We start from the raw sequence: 24,085 nt of genomic DNA on the forward strand, positions 1-24,085 counted from the left end.
TATTACCTCATTTAACTTTCACAAAAGAAGCATAGTGATTACTCGTGTAATATACATGCCCTTTGCTATCTATCAAAAAACGTTCCGCATCTCGGGATTTATTTGGCATCCTATTATTAATATCAAATTCCCAATATTCTAACGAATCACCTTTGGCATCAATACTAGGAAGCTTCTTATCCTCATTTTTGAATTTTCCTTTCGCCTTTGTACCCTCAGTTTGTCCTTTAAAATTCCCTTTCCAACCAGTTGCTTCATACTTATCATATACTTTTTTTACATGGTCAGGAAGTTGACTAGGGCTTCCTTTAGAAATATTATACTTAGACTTCGATTTAGTCTTGGACTTGGACTTACCACTTTTACGTTTACCCGGCTTTTTTCGTGCATACGAAGATTTCCTAGCCTTGCCCGCAGCTTTTTTCCTGTTATATCGCTTCTGCTGCTTCTTGGTCACCTTATGCTTCGTAACTTGAGAAGTCTTTTGAGGCTTTGCACGCTTGGCCGCCTTCTCTCGCTCAAGCTTAGCCTTTGCTTTGGATAACTGTGTGCCAGCACGATGGGTTGCCTCATGCTTTGCTTGACCTGTTGCTCGGACATCTTTTGCGTGCTTGGCCTTTTGGGCTTTACGAGCCTCTTCAGCTGCCTTTTTCGCAGTCTTTTTGGCGGGTTTTCGTTTAGCTAATTTCTCAGCCGCCCGCTTCATCGCCAGTTTAGTTGCTCGAGCGGCCCGTTTGATCCGACCACCATTCTTCGCAACTTTCTCGGCCTTCTTAGCAGTTGCCAGAACCTTCGCGGCCTTTGCTAACTTAGCGACTTTCGAGACAGGCACAAAGTTCAAGGCTGTCCAAGCCGATCCTACCAACCGCGAGCGCTTCTTACCGGTAGCGGCATCTTTTCCCGTAATCATGGTATAAATATCATTATACCCAACTAGATCCGTCAAAAGCGAAATGATGCCTTTACTGATACCGGTCTTACGACTAAGCGTGGCAATTACAGCACTACCTTTGGATGCATGCTTTTTCGAAGATTTTTTCTTGTTAGACTTGCCGTGCTTCTTAGATGATTTCTTCTTACTGGATTTACCATGTTTCTTGGAAGACTTCTTCTTACTGGACTTGCCATGTTTCTTGGAAGACTTTTTCTTATTGGACTTACCATGCTTCTTAGAAGACTTCTTCTTGTGCGACTTGCCGTGTTTCTTGGAAGACTTTTTCTTATTGGACTTGCCGTGCTTCTTGGAAGACTTCTTCTTGTGCGACTTGCCGTGTTTCTTGGAAGACTTTTTCTTATTGGACTTGCCGTGCTTCTTGGAAGACTTCTTCTTATTGGACTTGCCATGTTTCTTAGAAGATTTTTTCTTGTGCGACTTGCCATGCTTCTTAGAAGACTTCTTCTTGTGCGACTTGCCATGCTTCTTGGCCGCTTTCTTCTTGTGCGACTTCTTATGTTTCTTGGCCGCTTTCTTCTTGTGTGACTTTTTGTGCTTCTTGACCGCTTTCTTTTTATGGGCCTTCTTATGTTTCTTAGCGGCCTTCTTCTTATGCGACTTTTTATGACGCTTTGGCGTTTTTTTCTTATGCCTTACCGCAACTTTCCGCCGATGCGGTGCTTTACGGTGGACGACTCTGCGCTTAGCTTTGCGATGTGCACGATGAGACTTCTTGGCGTGACCACTAGCGCTATGTCGCACCTTATGCTTCCGAGTGTGGGTCACACCACGGCGATGTGCGGAGACTGTGTCGACCGAGCTGGAAAAAGCCGTGAAAACTAGAACAAACACCATTAGGTCAATGAGGATTTTTTTAAGAACCTGGCGTAATTTTATCATATTAGTCACGCCCTCGTTTCTTAATAACCATCGTAATCGCTACAGTGAGTAGCAATAAACCCACTCCTAGCCAGACCAACCAGGTCGCGACCGCGGAGTTCGTTTTAGGCAAAATTTGGTTCAAGATTGGATGTTGCTTCTTGAACGCCGATCGTTGCTTATCACGACTTGCCGCTGCAGCACTTGCTGAGGTTACACTTGGAACTGACGCACTTGCCGTCGTAGCCCGCGACTGCCGTGGCGCTGTAGAACTGGTAGCGGTTGCGACAGTTGCTCGGTTAGCCTTGGTCGTTGGCGTGGATGAAGCCTGCTTCGTATTAGCTTTAGTTGGTACTGACGATTGACTAGTGACCGTGCTAGAGCTTACTGCTTGACTGCTACCATTAACACTATTCGACTGAGTTTGGCTGGAACGAGCTGCGGCCTGTTTATCCACGTCAGCCGAATCACTGGTCGTACTTGAGCCTGATGAACTTTCTGGATGACTACTTTCACCCGAGCTAGTTGAATGACTTGATTGGCTCGCATCACTGGTACTTGCCGAACTAGTCGAATGGTCGACTGCACTTGATGCTGTACGGCTACTATCACTACTATTAGCGCTCGGCTCACTAGCAGCACTCTCAGAGCTGGTCGTCGCACTACTTGCTGGTGCCGCAGTCACATCATTGTTTTCGGCTGCCCACGCATAACCTGAACCCAATGTATAGGCCATTCCTTTATCACCATCATAAGTATCTAGGTAAAAACCGTCACCATCGGCCCCACCATCAACTTCTACAGTTGTATCTGGCGACACATAGAGATTTTGTTCCCCTTGATCAGCCTTCAGCGTTCCTTCATATAATAGTTTGCCATTTTGAGTCAGACGCGCCCGGGTATTCGTGGCTTGCGCAAGGGGCGTCGCCGCGCTGCTTGGATTATTGTTCGGCGAAACACCTTCATCATTACTGAATACCGGATCATTGACTGGCACGCCTTCCTCAAAAGAAGCATCCTCACCCAAGACAACTGGCGTCGAATTGGGTTCTGCAATCAATGCTTGTACTGCTGCACTCGTATCACTATTGAGACTGCTCGAAGTTTGGGCGCTGCCCAGTGCACTACTTGTGTTTTGATCCTCAGTAAATGGTGACTTGAAACCCAGCCCACTGTCAGTAGTTGTTCCAGTGGTCGTATCACCGGTATTAGTTGTTTCACCGTCAGTAGTTTGACTAGTGCTTGATGCCGCACTACTATCCGTCTTTGAATCAGCACTTGCACTAGTACCCGACTGGCTTGTAGCCTCAGTGTCGCCTTGACTATTCGCTGAACTTGCATCGACACTACTGGACGCGTTCGTTGCGTTGGTCGAACTACCAGCAGTTGATTCATTAGTCCCAGTTTGGTCAGTCGCTGTCGTACTTGTCGACTGATTACTACCAGACTGACTAGTATCAGTCGTTGTCTTGGACTCAGTCGTTGCTGCTTGACTCGGATTAATTTCTTTTTGTGCGGTAACTTTCAACCCATTCAATAATCCTAAGTCGTATTGTTCGCCAGTCACCATTGATTTCAACCCGTCAACCGTGTTGGTCTGCTGGCTCTTAGTGCCATTCGCGTTAGTCACCGTGGTCACTGTCTTGAGCTGACCACTTTTATCAAAAGTCGTGACCGTTTGCTCTGCGCCTAACACTCTAGTCGCAGTCACTTGGCCTTGATCATCAACCTTAAAAGTGACAGTCTCATTCTTAGATAATTCAAACGTATACTTCGAATTATAATCAAAGACTAAGCTGTTATCTTGGGTACCGTTTGTATCACTAGCCGCAATCGCAACTTGAGCAGCATCCTGATTATATTTGACCGTAAAGCCACTATCGTTGGCATAAATCTGCGAGACAGAACGGACATTATGCTTCGTATCTTGTCGTACTAAAACACTACTTTGATTACCAACGTCAACCCACTGCCCAGTCGTTGGTTGGTAATAATAATTGACCGTTGTTGGCTTTTCCGTTACCGTTCCCTGGGCATTCGTCGGTAAGCGATCAGTATCAACTGTGTACAAATCTTCGAAATCAGTTGCCTCGGTCGTGTAAGTATCACCATATAGACCAGTGACATCCAATTCGTCCAGCTTCTGCCCATCCGTTAACAAGTAATTGACATGAATGTTGTATGGCAACGGATCATAATACATCACGGCTTCTTTGGTAGTCTTGCTAGCAGTGCCACGGGTATGTTCATCCAATGTGGCATTACGCTTATATCCAGTTATCGTTTTGACCTGCTTAGTAACATCATAAGCTTTCCCGTAACCAACTTTGACTGTTTCATCAGGAGCAACTTTATCAGTAGAATCGGTCATGTAATGATGTACCGTGATGGTCGCTTGATTGTCAATGGTATTGGTGACCGTATTCGACGTCTTAGTCTGCTTATCTATTGCCGTTTGACCAGTTGCCGTTACTTTGGTCTGGTCATCAACATCATCACTGAACTGGACTTGAGCCTTAAAGTGATAGGTCTCACCTTTAAACGGTAGCGATTTAATGCCTGCGTCCGTCAGATGCCATTTCACTTGATGTGTTTTTTCATCATAGCTAACTTGGTAGGCAGTACTAGGTAATGCTTGGCCAGCATCATTAACGACTTCGCCTTTAGCGTACTTAGCGTTAACCGGAATCGTAATATTTTCTGACCAATCTTTATACTTGGTCATTAAATCCTGATCCAAAACATTGACTTTTTGTTGTAAGTCATACGTTAACGTCCGATTTTGCTTGTCAGTGGCACTTTGTGTGGCACTCAAAGTGGGCGTCGCAATGGCGGGCGTCCCAAGCGTGATCGTACTAACGTTGTAGACTGGTTGTAACCATGAATTACCACTATTAACACGGGTCGTCCCGTAGATAAATTCCAGCTTCGTCCCACTGACCCCAAAAGTTGCAGCCGTTGACGAGGTATATGGCCAGCTCGCATCACGCGCTGTTTGCCCAGCCATGACGAGTTGTCCTCCACCGAGGGGATTCGCAATTTGCTTAACAATCGAGTTTTCAACAGTATAAATCTTACCAGCCCCTAAGTAAGCCGCATATTCAAAGCCGGTTGACGTCCCCGCTACCGGACCATCCAGACTAGATAGCGTAATGAACGCGTTTTGAATATTGACCGCGGCATGCGTATCAGCGTAATAAAATTCATAGCTCACATTGAATTGGGCCACATTTGACATGGTCGTGTCCGAAGAAAAGCCCGGACCAATTTGAAACGCCCCGTCAGTCTGTTTCATTCCCGACGGTGCCTTGTGGCTGTCGTCGTGAACTTTAATATGTGAGATTGTTACTTTAGCAGTGACTTCCTGACCATGGAAAGTTCCCACTGTCCCATAGGTTGAAGTAATCGTATCACTGTCTTTCACCTTATGTATGAGCACACGTTGCGCACCGTCCTTAGGTGTTAGACTGCCACGATCTCCAGCATTATTCGTGATTCCTTGTAAGGCCGTGTCATTTTGCTTGATGACTAGCTGATTGACCAGTGGGAGCGTGCCCCCGTTGCCTGGTAAGACCGTGACCGATGATGAAGCATCAACCACCATGATATTTTGTGACACACCCCAGAAAGAGATGACGACCAGTAATGGCAACAACCAAACTGGCAGGCCATTACGATGATGTTTCCCCGTGTTTTCCGTATACATGTTTAACCCCTTTTATCTAACTATCACTTATATAGTAAAGCGACCCAACTAACTAACTACTCATAGCAGGTTAACATGTATTTTGTTAAAAAACAATAAATATTTTTATATTAATATCAATATACATTGACATTTTCAATTGTATAAATTCTTTACGTATCATGCTGATTTTTCTACCCTAAACCATGGTTAAAGCTTTCCATACTAAGCACAAGAGCAATCAGCTTAGATCAGTTGGAAAAGTACAATTTTGTATAAACTTGCTTATTTAGCTATGGCTTTCTTCCGGTTTAGAATAAGGTCCGCATTTACTGATAATCAGTAATTCAACTAAATTGGTACGTTTTAATCATAATTAATGCAAAATAGCACCTAGTCTATCAAATATTAAGCCTTTTTTCTGCTAATCGAAGACTACCCAACTGAAAGGCATTTTATATGTTGCCAAACCATAAAATTTTAATTAGCAGATGTCTTTTACTCAGTTAATGAAAGCATGAATTTCAACCATTACTCACAAATAAAACCGTGAGGACTGTTGTCAATTCCAACAGTCCTCACGGTTTATATCAAATCAGTCATAAAATTATGGCAATACATTAAACAACAGTGCGCCTAACGCACCACCAACCAATGGCCCAGCGATTGGCACCCAACTGTAGGCCCAATCAGAAGTTCCTTTATTGGCGATGGGCAATACCGCGTGCGCAATGCGGGGCCCTAAATCCCGGGCCGGGTTAATTGCATACCCGGTCGTTCCACCCAGAGACAGCCCGATAGCGATAATCAGAATTCCGACAACAATCGGGTTCAATCCCGCCGTAAATTGGCCTTTCGTGAAGGCTAACAAGCCAAAGACTAGGACGAACGTTCCAATCACTTCACTGATAAAGTTCCAGAAATATCGCCGGATACCAGGACCGGTTGCAAAAATGCCGAGAATCGCGCCAGCATCCTTAGTTGCTTGCCAGTGTGGGTAGTAGTGCAACCAAACCACGAGGCCACCAATCACCCCACCAGCAATCTGAGCCGCACTATATGGAATCACGTAAGCCCATGGGAACTTACCGGCCACTGCCATTCCTAGTGAGACCGCCGGATTAAGATGTGCGGGGCTCATAAAGCTGGACGCATAGACGCCCATCGTGACTGCAAATCCCCAACCTAAGGTAATCGCGACCCAGCCCGCATTTTGCGCTTTGGATTTATTGAGTGTTACCCCAGCTACAACCCCATCACCTAACAGAATCAAGATAAAGGTCCCGAGAAATTCCCCCAACAATTGTAGTGCTAATGGATCTTTCATCATGACCACCCCATTCCTTAGCCCTGCTTCAGTGCTGTTAAGTCCGATTCAGCAATCGTCTGATTCAATAATTCGGTTTGTGCTTTGACCGTTGCAGCATCCCAACCAAGGTAATCGGCCATTGTCGCTATGACGCCATCCTTTAAGCTATCCAGCGTATCTCGCATGAATAACAAGTGGTTAGTGCGCCGCAGCAAGTAGTCGACTGGCGTCAGGGTCATTTCTTCATCCAAAGCATAACGTAAGCTAATCGTTTCGGCTAAGCTCAGACCATGCGTCGGTTCAACTTTACCAATCAAACTAAAGACCCGCGCAGCATTGGAACCGTACATATTTGCAATCCGCAACGCTTCATCATTCGTCAAACCATTATCCGTCCCTTGTTTAGCATAAAATGCAATCGTTGCATCCACGTTGTGCGGATCAATATCGCCACCAGAAACGGGGAGGTTCTTCGAATTGATTTCATTAAAGTGGGCATCATACTTATCTGCTAAAATCTTGGCAATCAGCGCCATGGCACCCGCAGCCATTTTACGGTAATCAGTAATCTTCCCACCAGCAAGGGTCAACAGCCCGTCTGGACTACTAGTCAACGAACTACCGCGTGAAACCGCTGACGGACTGAGTTTGTCCTCTGCCAAGGAAGTTTCCAAGTCATTCAGGACACTTTCGACATCTTCACGACTGGCTTCCTGACTTTCAAACTGATCAACAACCTTGATAACTTCCTTGAAGCTCTTATCGCTGATTTTTCCTGAATTACCACCGTTATAATCGGAACTACCGTTAGCGGCGATCAGTGGCCGCAATCCGGCCCAACTAGCCTCAATATCATCTAAGGTGATTTTAGCAGTTGGAAAGCGACGGTTGACGATTTCCAACAAGTAGTCAACATCTTCTTGCGTAACGGTCGGGTGTTTCAGATCACCATGGTAATCCGTATCAGTCGTTCCGAAATACGTCTTGTTTTCACGTGGCACCACGAAGATCATCCGGCCATCTTGATCACCAGAATCAAAATAGGTTGGTTGTGGCACTGGGAGTTTCTCAGCGTCAACGACTAAATGTACACCCTTGGTTGGCCGCATCTGGGATTGATACTTTTCAGTATGGTCCATCTTACGAATCGTGTCTGACCATGGACCGGTCGTATTGATGACGATTCGGGCATGAATCTCGAACGATGCACCAGTCAATAAGTCTTCAGCGGTGATACCATTGATCCGGCCATCATCATCATGTAAGAGGCCGGTCGCCTTCACATGGCTTGCCATAATCCCACCATTTTCGTGAGCCTTCTTAATGTTTTCAATCACTAGGCGCGCATCATTATTCCGAAAATCAAGGTAAACACCGCCACCAACTAAATGTTTAGGGTTCAGCTGTGGTTCCCGTTGTAAGACTTCCTCGCGTGAAAGGGTATAATTGGTGAATTTAGGATCTTTAACTTCGGCGAGCTTATCATACAGATCCATCGCCACTTTAACAGAAAAGAGGTCGAAGGTCGCTCCCGTCTCATCATAAATCGGTAATAACATTGGGTCGGGCTTAGGAATGTGTGGCGCAATCCCCTGGACGACCGCCCGTTCTTTAACGGTATCGGCGACTACCCCCACGTCAAACGTCTTTAAGTAACGAATACCCCCATGGACCAGTTTCGTCGACCGTGATGAAGTTCCTTCTGCAAAGTCTTGCATATCGATCAACCCGGTCTTCATGTTCATTGCGGTTGATTGAATGGCGACACCGGCACCGGTAATCCCACCACCGATAACGAGTAAATCTAACGTTTCATTTTGTAAGCGTTCAATATTTTGTTGACGCGTCGTTGCTGAAAATGCCATGTTGTTGTCCTCCTCTATTTTCCTGCGTGGTATGGGGTGTGCTTAAAGACTTGGGTCGCTTTGACCGCTGCCTGCCATCCCTCGTATAAGTTCGTCCGTTCAGCTGGCCCCATCTCAGGGTCAAAACTCGTGCCGGACTTATACGACGCTTTTAATTCTTCCAAATCCTGCCAATAACCAACGCTAAGCCCGGCTAAGAAGGCAGCACCAAGCGCTGTCGTTTCCAGATTAGCAGCCCGCATAATTTGCGTATCCAAGATATCCGCCTGAAATTGCATCAACCAGTCATTACGAGCAGCGCCACCGTCAACTTTTAATACTGGAATCTCAATACCGGAATCTTTCTTCATTGTTTCAACCACGTCCCGCGTTTGGTAAGCCAATGCTTGCAAGGTTGCTTTAATAAAATCTTCACGAGTCGTGCCACGCGTCAAGCCAAAGACTGAGCCACGTGCTTCAGAGTCCCAATATGGTGCCCCTAAACCAGTAAAGGCCGGAACCACATAGACTTCATTTTCATTATGCGATTCGCGCGCCGCCCGTTCAGAATCGGGAGCGCTTTCAACCAGGCGAATTCCATCACGCAACCACTGAATCGCTGAACCGGCAACGAAAATTGACCCTTCCAAGGCGTAGTACACTTTACCGTTGATGCCGTAACCGATCGTGGTCAATAGGTTATTATCAGATAATTGGGGTTTTTCACCGGTGTTCATCACGATAAAAGCCCCAGTCCCGTAAGTATTCTTCACGGTTCCCGGTTCAAACGCCAGTTGACCAAACAAGGCCGCTTGTTGATCACCAGCCATCCCACTAATTGGAACTTCCGACCCAAAGAAATGGTAGTCCTTGGTCTTGCCATAAACTTCAGAATTAGTGCGAACTTCTGGCAACATCGCCGCTGGAATATTTAATAATTGCAAAATCTGGTCGTCCCACTTCAAATCATGAATATTGAAGAGCATCGTCCGACTGGCATTGGAATAATCCGTCACGTGGGTGGCCCCACCGGTAAGTTTCCATAGGAGCCACGTATCGATCGTTCCAAAGAGTAATTCACCCTTTTCAGCTCGTTCTTGGGCCCCCTTCACGTGGTCTAAGATCCAGCGAATTTTAGTTGCCGAGAAGTAAGCGTCTGTGACGAGTCCCGTATGTTGATGAATCAAATCACCATAACCATCTTTAACCAGCTTCTCAGCAATCGGCGCGGTTTGCCGTGATTGCCACACGATTGCGTTATAGATTGGCAAGCCAGTTTGCTTGTCCCAAACGATGGTTGTTTCCCGTTGATTCGTAATTCCAATACCACTAATTTGAGCGGGTTTGATTCCCGATTCAATGAAGGCATTCGCAATAGTAGACAAGACAGCATTCCAGATTTCATTGGCATTATGTTCGACCCAGCCCGGCTGCGGGAAATATTGTGGAAATTCCCGTTGTGAGTCGGCCACTTTATGGCCCGCATGGTCAAAGATAATGGCGCGGGTACTGGTTGTCCCTTCGTCAATTGCCATAATGTACTTGTCGGTCATGGTGTGTCACTCCTTAGTCATAACAGTTTTATGAAAACGCTATCATAATTGATGATTGAATCATACCATGTCGCGACCGTTTTGTGAATAGATTTGCATAAATTAAATTTTGCACAATTGAATTTACTTTAAAACTAGTTTGTACTATGTCACAGTTCGATACTGCCATAGCAAGCATCGTAGCATTTAAGCAATCGCTTCTAGTTCTATAAAATAATTAATTTACTAACATTAGTGCCACCGCGACGAGCTACAATTTTGACATTTTTTCACAGTACTTACACGCCAAGATAGTCGCACAACGAAAATGACGACCGTCTGTTTGCGACATCATTTAGCCTCCGTATTCCACTCCAAACGCCGGTTAAACAAAAAAAGAGTGGCCGGTCATTCCTGGTCACTCCGTTAGTGCTGACATATTCAGTTAAGCTGAATAGCTGGACTTTGATTTAATTCAACCACACATTAATACAAATATTGTAAGTCACTAGCCGGCGTTGGGTAAGCCAATACCAACCGTTGTAAATCTGGTAAAGTCACGTGTTTTTCAATTAACAACGTGAAGTAGTTAATCATCTCGTCGGCAACATCACTTAGAAGGGTAGCACCCACAACCTGCCCACTCGCTTTAGCAACCACTACTTTAGCTTGGGCTTGTTGTGCGCCAAAGCGGTAATAAGTGAACCACTTCGTCATATCAAGTGTATTGACACGATACTCATCTGGATGCTCAGTCGCCGCGGCCGCGCTGATCCCGACTTGCGCTAACTTGGGCGCTGCAAAAACCTGCGTTGGCACAACGGGATACTTTATGGCTGCGCCGGGATGCGTCAACTCACCGACCAGATAACGCGCTTCAAAACCTGCAACTGGCGTTAACTTCGGTACCGGTGTATCGCTGACATCCCCAATGGCATAAATGTGCGGGTTGGCCGTCTGCAAATGATCATTGACTTGAATCCCATGCCGATCAAAGGTAACGCCCACGTTGGCTAGACCTAACTGGTCCGCGTTCGGAATCCGTCCCGCTGAGCTGATGACCAGATCCGTTGTCAGCTCGAAATTATCAGCTGTCAATTGTAGACCGGTCGCCGTTTTAGTAATTGCTTGGACATCCGTATTCAAGTCAAACGTGATTCCATCAGCCGTCATTGCGGCCATCAAATCCTTAACCAAATCTGCATCAAAAGCTTTTAACGGGCGGTCATTATGATGAATCACGTGCACATCAGCGCCAGCGGCATTCGCAATCGTCGCCAATTCAAATCCTACGTAGCCACCACCTACGAATGTCACGCGTTTAGGCATCTGGTCCAAATCTAAGAAGTCAGTGCTCGTCTTAAAGTATTCGTGCCCGGTAATCGGTAGAATCGCTGGACGCTGACCAGTAGCAATCACGTAATCAGTCGCACTGACTACTCGATCCCCGACCGCTAACTGATTGTCGGATTGAAAGTGTGCTTGGCCATGTAACGTCGCAATATCTTGCCCCGTTAGTCCGTTCAACGTCCCATCGTTGATGCCATCCGTATAGCCTCGTTTATGCGCCATCAGTGCTGGCCAATCAATTTTGGGCGCGCCAATCAGGCCCTGCCCTTGTAAATGTTGCGCCGCTTGTCGCGCTTCGACGGCGCTTAACAGGATTTTCTTAGGGTCACAACCGCGGTTAGGACAAGTGCCGCCCCACAGATCCGCTTCAACGATCAACACTGTCTTGCCCTGAGCCTTTAATCCGCTAGCCATGGCATTGCCGGCTGGTCCGCCACCAATCACAACAACATCGTACTGTTCCGCCATTCGAAATTCCTCCTTAAATTCATTAGCGACCATCAATTATCACAACCTAGTGTAACTGATTTATCCTTAATTGACGATTAAGATACTTCTTCATGTTGACTCAAGTAAGCCACGATTCGTTGGCGATCCAAATAGCCAACAACCCGATTTTCTTCCGTGACCGCCACATAATCGTGATCTGTCAATGCCGTAAAGGCGGTGCGTAACGTGGCTTGAACGTCTAACGATTGAATCCGACCACTCGCAACACTGGGTTTTTCTGTGAGATAACCCTGAATAAGCCCTACACGCCCAACGTAGACATCATAGACATTTTTAGCTCGGCTCGCACCAAAGAAGTTCCGCACAAAGTCGTTCACTGGATGCTGAGCCAGAGCAGCCGGCGTATCGACTTGTATTAACTGACCGTGTTGCATGACACCGATCCGATTACCCAACTTCAACGCCTCATTCATATCATGCGTCACGAAGACGATCGTGTTGTGATAGCGGGCGTGTAGCCGTAAGACCAAGTCTTGCAATTGTTGCCGCGAGATGGGGTCTAACGCACTAAATGGTTCATCCATCAAAACAATATCTGGTTGCGCCGCAATCGCCCGTAAGATACCGATGCGTTGCTGCTCACCACCGGATAATTCTGACGGCATCCGGTCACGGTATTCCTTTGGATCGAGGCCAACTTCCGCCAATAGCTCATCAATCGTTTGATTAATTTCCTTCTTAGCTGTCCCTTTCATTTCTGGAATCACGGCGATATTTTGCGCCACCGTCATCGTTGGGAACAAGGCAATTTGCTGTAAGACATACCCCATTTGCCACCGTAGACTTCGGACTGGTATCGTGGTTGTATCAGTACCATTAACTAGGATTTTACCAGCCGTCAGTGGCTCTAAGCAGTTGATCATTTTAAGTGACGTCGTTTTGCCACTCCCAGAAGTCCCTACCAAAACAAATAGCTCACCCTGGTCAATCGTTAAATTAAGGTCGGGAATCACGGTCTGCCCATTAAAGTCTTTCTGGACGTGTTGAAATTCAATTGCCGTTGTCATTTAACGTCCCTCCTTCAATAAACCGTGCTTCACAAGATAGCGATGTGCAACCGTCGAAGCGGACTGCTTCTTAACATTGACTTCATAGTTCATTTCTTGCATATCAGTTTCTGAAATCTTTCCTGCTAACTTATTCAACGCTTTAACGACCTTAGGATGTTTGTTGGCAAAGCTCGTCTTCATCAACGGTGCCCCTTGATACGTTGGGAAGAAGTGCTTGTTATCCTTCAATAAGGCCAAGTGATACTGCCGTAATTCACTATCCGTCGCATAGGCATCTACCAAGTTGATTTTCCCCTTACTGATGGCTTCATAGCGTAGCGCCGGCTCCATCGACTTGGCAGTCACGTCTAACCCATAAGTCTTCTTGATTCCTTTTAAGCCATCATTACGATCAATAAACTCTAGGGTCATTCCGGGTTTCAGAATCGATTCAACTTGCGTTAAGTCGCTGATTGTCTTCAAATGATGTTCTTGTTGAAATTTCTTAGTCACTGCCAATGCGTACGTATTGTTATACTGCATCGGCTTCAAGTAAGTCATTTGTTCCTGTTTAGCGAGGCGCTGTTTGGCGAGCTGATAGGTCTGGTTAGCTGTTTGACCAGCTGGGTTATTTCCCTTAACTAAGGTCTCCAGCACCGAGCCAGTAAATTCAGGATAAATATCAACCTGATTATTCTTTAACGCGCTGAATAAGAACGTGGTCTTGCCAAAGTTAGGCTTGAGCGTCACATGAACGTGTTCATCTTCAGCTTCAATCAGCTGCTTATACATATTAATCAAGATTTCTGGTTCGGAACCAAGTTTACCTGCAATCGTAATTGTTTCAACTCGATTGGCATAGACACTATAAGCCCCGCCACCACCAAGTAAAGCTAAAATACCGACAAAGACGATTAAGGCGTGGCGTGGTTTAGCCGTTTGAAACCACCGAACGAGCGCACTCAGCAGAATTGCTAACAATGCTGATGAGATAGCCCCAATCAATAATAACGAGGTATCATTACGGTCAATACCGAGCATGATAAAGGTCCCGAGACCCCCAGCACCAATCAAAGCGGCCAAAGTAGCCGTCCCAATAATTAAGACGAGCGCGGTCCGAATCCCAGCAATGATCTGTGGTAGGGCAATGGGTAGTTCAACTTTAAACAACTTACGCATTCGTGACATCCCAAAGGCATCGGCGGCCTCTTCAATTGAGGCGTCAATTTCTGAGATACCCAAATAAGTATTTTGAAAAATTGGCAGTAAAGCATAGATCACCAGCGCAATTACTGCTGGCACCGTTCCAATCCCAACTAACGGAATCAATAACCCTAACAGTGCCAAAGACGGAATCGTCTGTAAGACACTCGTGAGTTGTAACAATCCCTCGGCCCACCGTGGTCGTCGAACGACCCAAATAGCCAACGGAATCGCAATTACCATTGCGATGACTAATGATGCTAATGAAATCCCCAAGTGTTGCCATAGCGCAGTCAGCAAATCCCCGCGTCGATCCATAAACGTCTGTATTAATGTCTGCATGCTAACCTCCAGTGCTCACCTTTATTACTTAATAACTTCTTAATTATCCATGTATTTAATCGTAGCATAATCCGCCAAAAATCATAGTAATACGCACTGACAATTCACTAAATTTTGTAACTATTGTAGTTTCATGTTAAAATTATTCATTAATTTAAAATGAAGCTGGCTAGTTTTTACGAAACTATTAGATGAACCACTCAATGGATTATCATTACAACTAAGGAGGCCCCAACAATGGCTACGATTCATCTTTACCTTGCAAGTACCAACCACCAATCGACCAACATCACCGCAACGACCCCCGCTGCCTGGGTCGTCATTCTGCGATATGCTGACCATCAAAAGGCGCTAAACGACGGTGGCTACGGACATACCGAAACTTCACTGGCCTTGAGTGCTCTGACCACCGCACTCGCCACGTTGAAACGTCATGATTTACCCGTTCATATTCACACCACAACTGAACAAGTGGCGGCGGTTATTAGCGAACAACGTTATTTAAGCTGGCGGCAAAACAACTGGGACGTTCCCGAAGCCGACCAACCAGACCTACCCCAATGGCAAACGCTGATTCCCATTATCGAAGAATTTCCCAACCTCACCATCACCTACCACCCCGTGGACGATCCCGTGATGACCACCGCAACGACTACGCTAACGGCGGTGATGACGAAGCTATAATGGCGGTGCAAACCTAAGTCCAAAGCAGCCAGCTTAGGCCCGCTGGAAAAGTTCGGGTTAGCGTAAACATGTTTGGTTAGTTCGTCCTACACCGACTTCCAGGCATTTCTGCCAATTGCCGGAACGTGGTGGGCACAGATTTAAGCCGAAACACCACGTCTCAAATACTGGCCTTTCACTAACCAAGCACAAGACGCTTGCTAAGTGAAATTTCACCACTGGGCATTGTCAGAAACGCCTTCCAGTCGGGATAGTATTCGAATGGCTGACGGTGAGGCACCAACTTTTATTGGACTCATCATTGTTCTTCATAAACAGTAATTTTGTCGAGCAATTGTCAGGCAGAAAGTGACATTGTGATAGCTTACTATTTCGGAATCACCATAGTAATAATCAAACGTTTCAACAAAGTGGTTAACGTAACCCTAACGTTTCTTTTAAGGTTCCATCATCAAAATAGTCAGTGACCAATTGCACCAAGCTAAGTGGCCGTTCATCAGCCATTCGAGCGGCTTACCGACTGGAGGGGCTGGGTGACAATGCTCAGTAGCCAAATTATTCTTAGGCGGAAGTGATTTTCTTCCGGCTTAGAATAAGACTCGTATTTGAGACCGGGCGGGTTGTGCACGGGCTCAAATCGATGTCGGCTTACGTTCCAGCAATTGTCACCCAGCCCCGGAGGTCGGGATCGGACGATCATTGCTGACGAACAGGAATCCACCTGCTTGTCAGCATCCAAGCACCAGCTAAAATAATAACTAACGAGACCCTATCTCTCCCATACTACATGGGGGAAGCTTAAAGTTTAGACTTGAAATAAAGAAGCGAACCCCTACCACAATAACAACTGTGATCGTTAGGCTCGCTTCTTAGCATCATTATTCAGATTAATTATTATCAGCGGGTATTTTTCCATGCCGATAATGCCGACTCCCGGTTCGCCGGTCCTTACGCCGCGTAACTTTTGACAGCTTAGCCGCACCATTGACGGCTGAGTTCATCATGCGGTCAAACTGACGATCACTCAACCACTGACGAGCCGTTAATGAGACCCCCGCGCCCATACCTGCGTGATAGCGAGTCTTGGGCTTCACATCATTGACAGCGCGAACCATCAGTTTAGCAATCACTCCCGGATTGGAAGCAAACTGATCGAACAATGACAGCATCGCACCGACCTTAACGGCTTGTTCATGATAAGCCGTTTCACCGGAAACTGCCAACAGCTTTTTTTCCGCAATTCCAGCCCATTCAGTCTTGATTCCACCAGGTTCAACGATGACAACATCTATACCAAATGGTGCGACTTCCATCCGTAACGAATCGCTCATCCCTTCAATTGCGTGTTTGGTCCCCATATACCAAGCACTTAAAGGCTGATAGATCTTTCCCCCAATTGAAGAAACATTAATGATCCGACCACGATGTTGTGCCCGCATCAACGGTAAAACTAATTGTGTCAACCGCATCACACCACAGACATTGACCTTGAATTGGTACTCGCCTTCTGCGACCGGAACGTCTTCCAAGGAACCGTATGAGCCATACCCCGCATTGTTGATTAGGACATCAATGCGCCCCTGTTCGACCTGAATCGTCTTGACAGCCGCGATTAACGTCGCTTCATCCGTCACGTCGACTTTTAAAACGTGCACTCCAGCCGCTGCTAAATCCGTCATTTTTTCAATCCGCCGTGCGGCTCCGTACACAATGTTCCCCTGAGCTTGTAACTTCAAAGCAGTTGCTTTACCGATCCCCGAAGATGCGCCCGTAATTAAGATGACCCGTGGTTGACTCATAATCCGTTCCTCCATCGTTAACTGTATTTACTGTCATGCTACGTCAAACCCTTCACAATTGCAATCGAATTCATTGCCCGTAGTATGCTAAAATAGAACTAATTTCAAGCACGTCAATTTAATTGGAGGAATGAACATGTCAACAAAGATTATCATGGACACTGACCCTGGTATTGATGATGCCGCCGCAATTACCTTTGCGTTAAATCATCCTGACTTGGACTTACAATTAATTACAACGGTCGCCGGCAATGTGACGGTCGACAAAACGACGCTGAATGCGCTCAAACTAACGCGCTTCTTTAACAGTGACGTTCCCGTAGCGGGTGGGGCTGCCCAACCGCTGATCAAACCGTTTGAAGATGCCGTCCGAATTCACGGTGTTTCAGGAATGCCGGGTTACGACTTCCCGACTGACCTTGCGGAACCATTACCAGAAACAGCCGTTGAAGCGCTCCGTGACTACATCATGGCTGCTGAACAACCGATTACGTTAGTGCCAACGGGAGCCTATACCAACATTGCGCTCTTATTTAAGACCTACCCCGAAGTAATGCCACACATTAAAGAAATCGTTGCGATGGGTGGGGCCTTAGGCAAAGGTAATATGACCAGCGCCGCAGAGTTCAACGTCTTTACCGACCCGCACGCGGCTGAAATCATGTACCAATCCGGCGTTCCAATTACCATGGTCGGCTTAGACGTGACGATGAAGGCCCTTTTAACGCGCAAATCGATTGAACAGTTACCGACCCTCGGTAAAACTGGCGAAATGCTCCACGCCCTCTTTGGTCATTACAACGACCGCAACCAGACTGGCGTTGCGATGCATGATGTCAATACGCTCTTCTACTTACTACATCCAGAAGCCTTCACGACTGAAAAGATGTGGATTGATGTCCAGACGGAGGGCCCCGCTAATGGCGAGACCGTTGGCGATATTCGTGGTGCTTACCATGACGGCAAAACCAACGCGACCGTTTGTGTCGATATTGATGCGGCGGCTTTCAATAAATGGTTCCTAGAAACCGTGGCAGCCATTGACCAATCTAAATAAACCACTACCAATCGTCATTAATTAAGCTAAAAAATGAACCACTTCAGCTTGCACAACTATCATGTGCGCTTGAAGTGGTTCATTTTTAATTTGTGTCACGCTTTTATCAAGACATAGTGCTACTCAAAGTGCTTAATACGCTCAGCAACCACTGATTGTACCTGATTAAATGTCATCCGGTGTATCTGGGATTAATTGAATCAATGGTTGACCGAAGTTGACTTCTTCACCATTCTTCACTAGGAAGGCCTTGACCGTCCCCGCTTGCTTAGCAACCACGGGCCGCATCATCTGCATCGCTTGAATGAGACCGACTTGTTGACCAACGCTAACGTGGTCGCCTAACTTAACGTATGGCGCTTCTTCTGAAGAATGCGCTGGGTAATAGATTCCGACGACCGGTGCCGTCACGCATTCCTTAGGATCGATTGGCGCCGGTTCTGGTTCAGGATCAGGTGTTACAACGCTCGTCGGATTGCTAGCCGTACTGGTCGCCACTGGGGTTGGTTCCGCCTCCGCAACAACTGGGGTACTAACCGTTGAGACCGGTGTCGGTGTGACCGGCGTTGGGTCAATCACCGGCTGATTGGGAAGTGGCGTCGGCTGCGGAGTCACCGTCGTCTTGCCGTGTCCCTTCTTACCCATTTGAATTTCAAAATCTTGGTCCCGATACTCAAAACTAGTTAAACTGCTTTGTTCAAACTTGTCCATTAACTGATAAATCTTATCTAATTCCATACAACACCCTCCAATTAATTTACGCTTTGATTATACCGCATAGTTTAGCGCAGGAGTGTGGTGGAAGTATGAACGCTTCTTTAAGAATTCGTCAATATTTCGATTAAGCAGACGCCAACTCATGATCCGCCGGAACTAATTTAAACAAAAATAATGGTGCTGGTGACTTACCTGCCTGCGCGTACGCTAACACTGTATCAACGTGATCTAGCTGTAACAACCGATCATCAAGTTGCCACAAGCCGCGTTGGTAATAGTCGCGGCAATATTGCACGAGGTTGGTCAAAAAGTTACCGATGGCCTCATTGACCGTCGCGCCACGCCCATCGACACCCCAAAAATCGGCGGATTCTAACCAGTACCGTTGTTCCGATAATTCTCGATAACGACCAACTTCATGAATTAACACTAACCGTGCTGTCATTGCCAAGGCCCCTTTCAATCTCAATGCCACTTTCATAATGACATCTAAGATAGCACCGATAATTAGCCCTGACAATCCTGAATGGCAAACCCGTTTCAAATTAAGGTTATTAACGAAAATCGCCTTATTTTTCAATCAAGTAACGCTTTTTACTTAAGATTCTGAATCTTGTTCGTGTTGTAAAAACGTACCGTGGTGGTTCAGGTCGGCTTGTAAATCAGCCATCGTAAACTGATGATAGTAAGCCCGATATTGACGGTCAGCTACTGTAAATAAATCCGTCAACGTTTCACTAATATTGGCCGCAATCGGGGATTGATCAGCCTGTTCATCCGTTTTGGATGGTCCCGTAATGAAGCGCGCATAGCTAATTGTTGGCGGGATGGTCAAATCATATAGATCGCCGAGGTTCATATCGGCCAACGCCAAGTCTAATTGGTAGCCCCCATTTTTACCAACCGTCCCCGTTAAATACCCATGCTTATGTAGAACTGATAAAATATTGCGAATCATCACCGGGTTAAGATGCAGTGACTGCGCGAGTTCCCGACTAGCGACCTTACTATCACGGTGTGCATCGAGGTACAGGATACTATGCACCGCCACCGAAAAATCAAGTTTCATGTTACTTCCTCCCACACTTTGTCATAATTCTATTCTACCACCAACTGTAATGACTCTCATTTCAATTAGCCCCAATATGCAGGTATAATGTGTTTGGGAGTGAAAAAATATGTCATCTACAATCAGTGCCGCAACGTTCAAGCTAAATGATCAAGCTGCGTTGTCACCGGCACAACAATCATTAGAGCACCAACTATTAACTTTTATCCGTACCCATCGCCAGCAAAAGCAGCCCAGCCTCTTTGTTATTCATGGTGATGCAGGAACTGGCAAGAGTGCCGTATTAGCCGCCGCGTTTGCTCGGCTACAAGCCCTCAATTGTAGCTTGACACCAAACGATTTGCAGGCCACTGACAACTATCTCGTCGTCAATCACAATGAAATGCTCAAAATTTATAAGCGCTTAGCTGGTGAAGATCCCGTCTTGCGCAAAAAAGACTTCCAAAAGCCCACTCCGTTGATCAACCGGTTGGCAAAAGAACACCGGCAAGCAGACGTTGTTTTTATCGACGAAGCGCACCTATTACTCACGCAACCAGACCGCTATAACCGCTTTACAGGTCACAACCAGTTAACGGAACTGATCAATCATAGTCGCGTCGTTGTCCTCGTCTTCGACACCCGTCAAGTCTTGAAGTTAAAGAGCTACTGGCACAGCAACGATCTCAAGCCATTTTTAGACCAGTACCCGCACGCGAACTACAACTTAGACGAGCAATTTCGGGTCACTGGCGGCGCCGATGTTGTCGACTGGATCGATGGTTTTACCCGCGGGCAATTACAACCAAAACCCGTTAGCGATAACTTTGATCTACGCTTTTTTGATGATGGGCAACCCTTATACGACCTGATCAAACAACGCGACCAGCAGTATGGACTCGCTCGGATGGTGGCAACCGCTGACTTCCCGTACGTCGTTAATCATGGCACTTGGTACGTGACGGCCGGACAATTGAAGCTTCCGTGGGATAAAGTCAACTTAACTGATGATCCTTGGGCCTTACGACCTGAGACACTGAATGAAGTTGGTTCTATTTATACCATTCAAGGGTTTGATTTGAATTATGCGGGGGTCATTCTCGGCCCTTCTGTGGGCTATGATGAAGACCATGATCAGATTGTCGTTCGCCCTGAACGCTATGAAGATCAAGAAGCGTTCAAAAACCGGACAGACTTAGGCGATCTGCGTCCCCTTAAACAGCAGATTATCTTTAACTCAATCAACGTCTTGATGAAACGTGGTCGTTATGGGCTTTATATTTATGCGGTTGACCCAGCACTACGCCAGCGACTATTAGCGTTATAATAAGACTAATTACACGAGGAGGGATTTGCAATGCAACTATCAATTCCGACCATCAATGGCGCCCTTGCAGCCACCTATTCCAAACAAGCGGCCGTTGCCCAAACGTATAAGGGCCACCCCATCATCTCGTTTCCCGTTGACATTAGTGATGTGCCAGCTGGCACCCATTCACTGGCGTTCACTTTCGTTGACCACGATGCAATTCCGGTAGGTGGCTTCACCTGGATTCATTGGATTGCCGCCAATTTACCGGCAACCACGACCCACATCCCTGAAAATGCCAGTCAGACCGGTGCTATTCCGATGGTCCAAGGTAATAATTCCACAGCGGGCGCCTATGTTCACGAGACTGATCCGAAAGTTAGCCAACACTACGTCGGCCCGTATCCGCCTGACAAGGATCATCGTTATTCATTTAAACTATTTGCACTTGATACTGAGTTAGACCTCCAACCTGGATACTGGCTCAACGAATTCCATGATGCCATTGCCGGTCACGTGCTAGCAACTGCTAAAACGACGGTCATTGGCAAAGTGTAATCCAATCTGCCATATAATATGGATAGCTTAAACAACCAAAAACGTTGCTACAGAATCACGTAGCAACGTTTTTTATTAACACTAATATAATTGCATTACTTCAAAGAACCGGCTAAGCAAAATACATCAGAATAAACGCAATTAATGCCGGTAGCCCCTGAATCACGACGATCGCGCGACTGACAGTAATACTACCATAAACCGCGGCAACCATCACACAGGCTAAGAAAAACAGGGTTGCCCCGACGCTCGCGACGGCCGGAATCACAAACAAGCTGTATAAAATACCGACGGCCAAGAAACCGTTATATAACCCTTGATTTTTAAACAATAATTGCACTGACGGCGACTGTAGCGTTTGCCGTGGAATTCCAAACGCTTTTGCGGCCATTTCACTATCCGCATTAAACATTTCCAGCCACAAAATAAATAAATGTTCAACGGCAACCAAGATCGCCATAATCATTGCTGCAACGTGCATCCTAATCCCCTCCTTTTTTCGGTCCTTACTTGAATTGTACCAGTTACTGCGCCTAAACTGTAGAAATACAGACTTACTTGTCTTTATACGAGCTAATTCGTCACAAATCATGATTAAAACATGGTAAATCCGGGGTCAAAACCGCCACCGTTTTGACCCCGAGGTGCTTTTAAATGATAAAGCCCGGCTACGACCAAGCAGATAACTTGCTGGTTGCAACCGGACTTTATTCACATCTCATTACCAAATTAGCTTAATCTACACTTACATACCGGGCATCCAAACATCTTCGGGCTTGATGCCTTGTTCCTTCGCAAAAGCATTCCGTAAGGTGTCCATATCCATTAAATGATAAGTTTGTGGGTGTTGGGGATCATATGATTCAATTTGGGCCATCATACCACCATCTTCATGTTCGATGATATGGCAGTGATACATGTAAACTCCTGTCAGCTCAAATTTGACCTTGATCCGCACCGTTTCACCAGGGTTGACACCGACCGTATCCTTCAGCCCATGTTCATTAGGATAAACTGGACCATCATTCCGTGCCAAAACTCTAAACTGAGTCCCATGAACGTGGAATGGATGAACCATGCCGTTTTCAGTACTGTTGGTGTTGCGGATTTCCCAAATGGCGACATCTCCAACTTTCTGCCGAGCGTCGATGCGACTCATATCGAATTTCTTACCATCCAGCGCGACTTCATCATCCATCCCATCCATCGTGATTGTGCGAACAGGTAAGTCAGGTGTTGGGGTTTCATCAGGAATATCAACTAAATGTTCTGGTAGTTTGGTGTCATCCGGTACGAACGACTTGATTCGGAAGCGACATAGCGGCGTATCATCCGTCATCAGCGTGACTTCATCGCCCGGCTGATACTGACCGAAATCAACGACAATTTCGTCCCGTTCCGCACAGGTCATCATCACTTTAGTCATATAAACCGGTGCCGGCAAAATGCCACCATCGGAAGCGACCTGTGCAAATTCCAAATCGTCATTGAAGTGCAGACGCCATTCGCGCCGGTTCGACCCATCCAAGATTCGTAGCCGCACCCGCTGCGTCGTCACATCAAAATATGGGTTGACCGTCCCGTTAACTAACGCCGTATGCCCTTGAACACCATCTGGATCGTAATCCGCCCGGTAATCAAATTGGTTATCATCGTGAAATTCACGGTCTTGTAATACCAACGGAATATCATCCACACCATAATTACGTGGTAACGGTAACTGATCTTCAACGTCATCCTTAATAATCACCATCGTTGCTAGGCCTTTCCAGACCTGCGTCGCAGTCGATGGGCACGGATGAGCATGTAACCACGTAGTCGCAGCTGGTTGATGTACTTTAAAGTCAATGTGATTCGTTTCACCGGGATAGACCGGTGCGTGGCAGCCACCATCGGTAATGGGCCCTGGGACATTCAAGCCGTGCCAATGGAAAGTCGTCAATTCTGGGAGTTTATTTTCCAAGTCAATATGGGTCTGCTTACCATTACGAAAGACGATAGTTTGGCCTAGGAAGCCCGCATTATAGCCCCACGTTTTAGTCTTCTTACCAGGTAAAAACTGAGTTTCGCTTTCTTGTGCCGTGACGGTATAGTAATCATCCGTATCCGTCTGGCGATCCGGCTTCAATAACGGCGGAATCGCTAACGGTTGTGACTCGACTTTCGGTGTAACTAGTGGAATATAGCCACCGTCATGTGTGTTGTAAGCAGGTTCATCAAAAAAATAATCAGTATAGACTTTTTTTGCCATGTTGACATCCCCTTAGATATTTAAAATAACTTAGATTCAAAAAATGGTGGCGCTTTTATACGTCACCTTCAGTTTAGAATTATTT

The 24,085-nt window shown here is 46.3% G+C and carries 18 protein-coding genes; 4 read left to right on the top strand and 14 right to left on the bottom strand.

Annotated features, from left to right (window positions below):
• Window positions 1-7: 7 nt before the first annotated feature.
• The 8 genes from ACWQAU_RS00585 to ACWQAU_RS00620 form a co-directional block, all read right to left on the bottom strand.
• Entirely contained in the window at window positions 8-1,834 is a 1,827-nt protein-coding gene (locus tag ACWQAU_RS00585; protein WP_222834961.1) for a pre-toxin TG domain-containing protein, read from the bottom strand.
• 1 nt (window position 1,835) lies between these two features.
• Window positions 1,836-5,519, bottom strand: coding sequence for a MucBP domain-containing protein (locus ACWQAU_RS00590; RefSeq protein WP_079111766.1), 3,684 nt, complete (start codon window positions 5,517-5,519; stop codon window positions 1,836-1,838).
• A 586-nt stretch (window positions 5,520-6,105) separates the two neighbouring features.
• Window positions 6,106-6,828 carry an MIP/aquaporin family protein gene (locus tag ACWQAU_RS00595; protein ID WP_003641945.1) on the bottom strand — a complete coding sequence of 241 codons (723 nt, stop codon included), beginning with the start codon at window positions 6,826-6,828 and terminating at the stop codon, window positions 6,106-6,108.
• 14 nt (window positions 6,829-6,842) lie between these two features.
• On the bottom strand, window positions 6,843-8,672 hold the full coding sequence (glpO, locus tag ACWQAU_RS00600; protein WP_027821514.1) for a type 1 glycerol-3-phosphate oxidase: 1,830 nt from the start codon (window positions 8,670-8,672) through the stop codon (window positions 6,843-6,845).
• A 14-nt stretch (window positions 8,673-8,686) separates the two neighbouring features.
• Entirely contained in the window at window positions 8,687-10,204 is a 1,518-nt protein-coding gene (gene glpK / locus ACWQAU_RS00605) for a glycerol kinase GlpK (RefSeq protein ID WP_027821515.1), read from the bottom strand.
• Between the two features lie 465 nt (window positions 10,205-10,669).
• Window positions 10,670-12,001, bottom strand: a complete 1,332-nt coding sequence (locus tag ACWQAU_RS00610) for a dihydrolipoyl dehydrogenase family protein (RefSeq protein ID WP_024971425.1) — start codon at window positions 11,999-12,001, stop codon at window positions 10,670-10,672.
• 77 nt (window positions 12,002-12,078) lie between these two features.
• Entirely contained in the window at window positions 12,079-13,050 is a 972-nt protein-coding gene (locus tag ACWQAU_RS00615) for an ABC transporter ATP-binding protein (RefSeq protein ID WP_027821516.1), read from the bottom strand.
• Window positions 13,051-14,577: an ABC transporter permease/substrate-binding protein gene (locus ACWQAU_RS00620; RefSeq protein ID WP_003641940.1), complete on the bottom strand. Its 1,527-nt coding sequence runs from the start codon at window positions 14,575-14,577 to the stop codon at window positions 13,051-13,053.
• A 237-nt stretch (window positions 14,578-14,814) separates the two neighbouring features.
• On the opposite strand from ACWQAU_RS00620, the gene ACWQAU_RS00625 reads away from it, so the two are divergent.
• Window positions 14,815-15,261: a hypothetical protein gene (locus tag ACWQAU_RS00625; protein ID WP_003641939.1), complete on the top strand. Its 447-nt coding sequence runs from the start codon at window positions 14,815-14,817 to the stop codon at window positions 15,259-15,261.
• An 887-nt stretch (window positions 15,262-16,148) separates the two neighbouring features.
• On the opposite strand, the gene ACWQAU_RS00630 is transcribed toward ACWQAU_RS00625, so the two are convergent.
• Complete coding sequence (locus ACWQAU_RS00630) at window positions 16,149-17,060, bottom strand: oxidoreductase (RefSeq protein WP_027821517.1); 912 nt, start codon at window positions 17,058-17,060, stop codon at window positions 16,149-16,151.
• A 136-nt stretch (window positions 17,061-17,196) separates the two neighbouring features.
• Between ACWQAU_RS00630 and rihC the strand changes: the two genes are divergently transcribed.
• On the top strand, window positions 17,197-18,117 hold the full coding sequence (gene rihC, locus ACWQAU_RS00635) for a ribonucleoside hydrolase RihC (protein ID WP_011100977.1): 921 nt from the start codon (window positions 17,197-17,199) through the stop codon (window positions 18,115-18,117).
• Between the two features lie 165 nt (window positions 18,118-18,282).
• On the opposite strand, the gene ACWQAU_RS00640 is transcribed toward rihC, so the two are convergent.
• The 3 genes from ACWQAU_RS00640 to ACWQAU_RS00650 all read right to left on the bottom strand — a co-directional run bounded on the left by ACWQAU_RS00640 (window position 18,283) and on the right by ACWQAU_RS00650 (window position 19,903).
• Window positions 18,283-18,855 carry an acetyl-CoA carboxylase biotin carboxyl carrier protein gene (locus ACWQAU_RS00640; protein WP_027821518.1) on the bottom strand — a complete coding sequence of 191 codons (573 nt, stop codon included), beginning with the start codon at window positions 18,853-18,855 and terminating at the stop codon, window positions 18,283-18,285.
• A gap of 103 nt (window positions 18,856-18,958) precedes the next feature.
• A complete protein-coding gene (locus ACWQAU_RS00645) occupies window positions 18,959-19,279 on the bottom strand; it encodes a hypothetical protein (protein ID WP_223843866.1) in 321 nt (106 codons plus the stop codon).
• Window positions 19,280-19,432: 153 nt separating this feature from the next.
• Complete coding sequence (locus ACWQAU_RS00650) at window positions 19,433-19,903, bottom strand: RrF2 family transcriptional regulator (RefSeq protein ID WP_003646440.1); 471 nt, start codon at window positions 19,901-19,903, stop codon at window positions 19,433-19,435.
• A 109-nt stretch (window positions 19,904-20,012) separates the two neighbouring features.
• Here ACWQAU_RS00650 and ACWQAU_RS00655 point away from each other — a divergent pair, with 109 nt between their 5' ends.
• Both ACWQAU_RS00655 and ACWQAU_RS00660 read left to right on the top strand, forming a co-directional pair.
• Complete coding sequence (locus ACWQAU_RS00655) at window positions 20,013-21,209, top strand: DUF2075 domain-containing protein (protein WP_027821519.1); 1,197 nt, start codon at window positions 20,013-20,015, stop codon at window positions 21,207-21,209.
• A 30-nt stretch (window positions 21,210-21,239) separates the two neighbouring features.
• Entirely contained in the window at window positions 21,240-21,749 is a 510-nt protein-coding gene (locus tag ACWQAU_RS00660) for a YbhB/YbcL family Raf kinase inhibitor-like protein (protein WP_003641932.1), read from the top strand.
• A gap of 112 nt (window positions 21,750-21,861) precedes the next feature.
• On the opposite strand, the gene ACWQAU_RS00665 is transcribed toward ACWQAU_RS00660, so the two are convergent.
• Together ACWQAU_RS00665 and ACWQAU_RS00670 are read right to left on the bottom strand one after the other, a co-directional pair.
• Window positions 21,862-22,230: a DUF1304 domain-containing protein gene (locus ACWQAU_RS00665; RefSeq protein WP_013355173.1), complete on the bottom strand. Its 369-nt coding sequence runs from the start codon at window positions 22,228-22,230 to the stop codon at window positions 21,862-21,864.
• Between the two features lie 264 nt (window positions 22,231-22,494).
• Window positions 22,495-24,000: a multicopper oxidase family protein gene (locus ACWQAU_RS00670; protein ID WP_027821520.1), complete on the bottom strand. Its 1,506-nt coding sequence runs from the start codon at window positions 23,998-24,000 to the stop codon at window positions 22,495-22,497.
• Window positions 24,001-24,085 lie beyond the last annotated feature (85 nt).

It is taken from the genome of Lactiplantibacillus sp. 3062 (genome assembly GCF_055413545.1).

Bases quoted from the DNA above. Each gene is read 5' to 3' on its own strand.
- ACWQAU_RS00585 (WP_222834961.1), bottom strand. From the start codon at position 1,834: ATGATAAAATTACGCCAGGTTCTTAAAAAAATCCTCATTGACCTAATG.
- ACWQAU_RS00590 (WP_079111766.1), bottom strand. From the start codon at position 5,519: ATGTATACGGAAAACACGGGGAAACATCATCGTAATGGCCTGCCAGTT.
- ACWQAU_RS00595 (WP_003641945.1), bottom strand. From the start codon at position 6,828: ATGATGAAAGATCCATTAGCACTACAATTGTTGGGGGAATTTCTCGGG.
- glpO (WP_027821514.1), bottom strand. From the start codon at position 8,672: ATGGCATTTTCAGCAACGACGCGTCAACAAAATATTGAACGCTTACAA.
- glpK (WP_027821515.1), bottom strand. From the start codon at position 10,204: ATGACCGACAAGTACATTATGGCAATTGACGAAGGGACAACCAGTACC.
- ACWQAU_RS00610 (WP_024971425.1), bottom strand. From the start codon at position 12,001: ATGGCGGAACAGTACGATGTTGTTGTGATTGGTGGCGGACCAGCCGGC.
- ACWQAU_RS00615 (WP_027821516.1), bottom strand. From the start codon at position 13,050: ATGACAACGGCAATTGAATTTCAACACGTCCAGAAAGACTTTAATGGG.
- ACWQAU_RS00620 (WP_003641940.1), bottom strand. From the start codon at position 14,577: ATGCAGACATTAATACAGACGTTTATGGATCGACGCGGGGATTTGCTG.
- ACWQAU_RS00625 (WP_003641939.1), top strand. From the start codon at position 14,815: ATGGCTACGATTCATCTTTACCTTGCAAGTACCAACCACCAATCGACC.
- ACWQAU_RS00630 (WP_027821517.1), bottom strand. From the start codon at position 17,060: ATGAGTCAACCACGGGTCATCTTAATTACGGGCGCATCTTCGGGGATC.
- rihC (WP_011100977.1), top strand. From the start codon at position 17,197: ATGTCAACAAAGATTATCATGGACACTGACCCTGGTATTGATGATGCC.
- ACWQAU_RS00640 (WP_027821518.1), bottom strand. From the start codon at position 18,855: ATGGAATTAGATAAGATTTATCAGTTAATGGACAAGTTTGAACAAAGC.
- ACWQAU_RS00645 (WP_223843866.1), bottom strand. From the start codon at position 19,279: ATGACAGCACGGTTAGTGTTAATTCATGAAGTTGGTCGTTATCGAGAA.
- ACWQAU_RS00650 (WP_003646440.1), bottom strand. From the start codon at position 19,903: ATGAAACTTGATTTTTCGGTGGCGGTGCATAGTATCCTGTACCTCGAT.
- ACWQAU_RS00655 (WP_027821519.1), top strand. From the start codon at position 20,013: ATGTCATCTACAATCAGTGCCGCAACGTTCAAGCTAAATGATCAAGCT.
- ACWQAU_RS00660 (WP_003641932.1), top strand. From the start codon at position 21,240: ATGCAACTATCAATTCCGACCATCAATGGCGCCCTTGCAGCCACCTAT.
- ACWQAU_RS00665 (WP_013355173.1), bottom strand. From the start codon at position 22,230: ATGCACGTTGCAGCAATGATTATGGCGATCTTGGTTGCCGTTGAACAT.
- ACWQAU_RS00670 (WP_027821520.1), bottom strand. From the start codon at position 24,000: ATGGCAAAAAAAGTCTATACTGATTATTTTTTTGATGAACCTGCTTAC.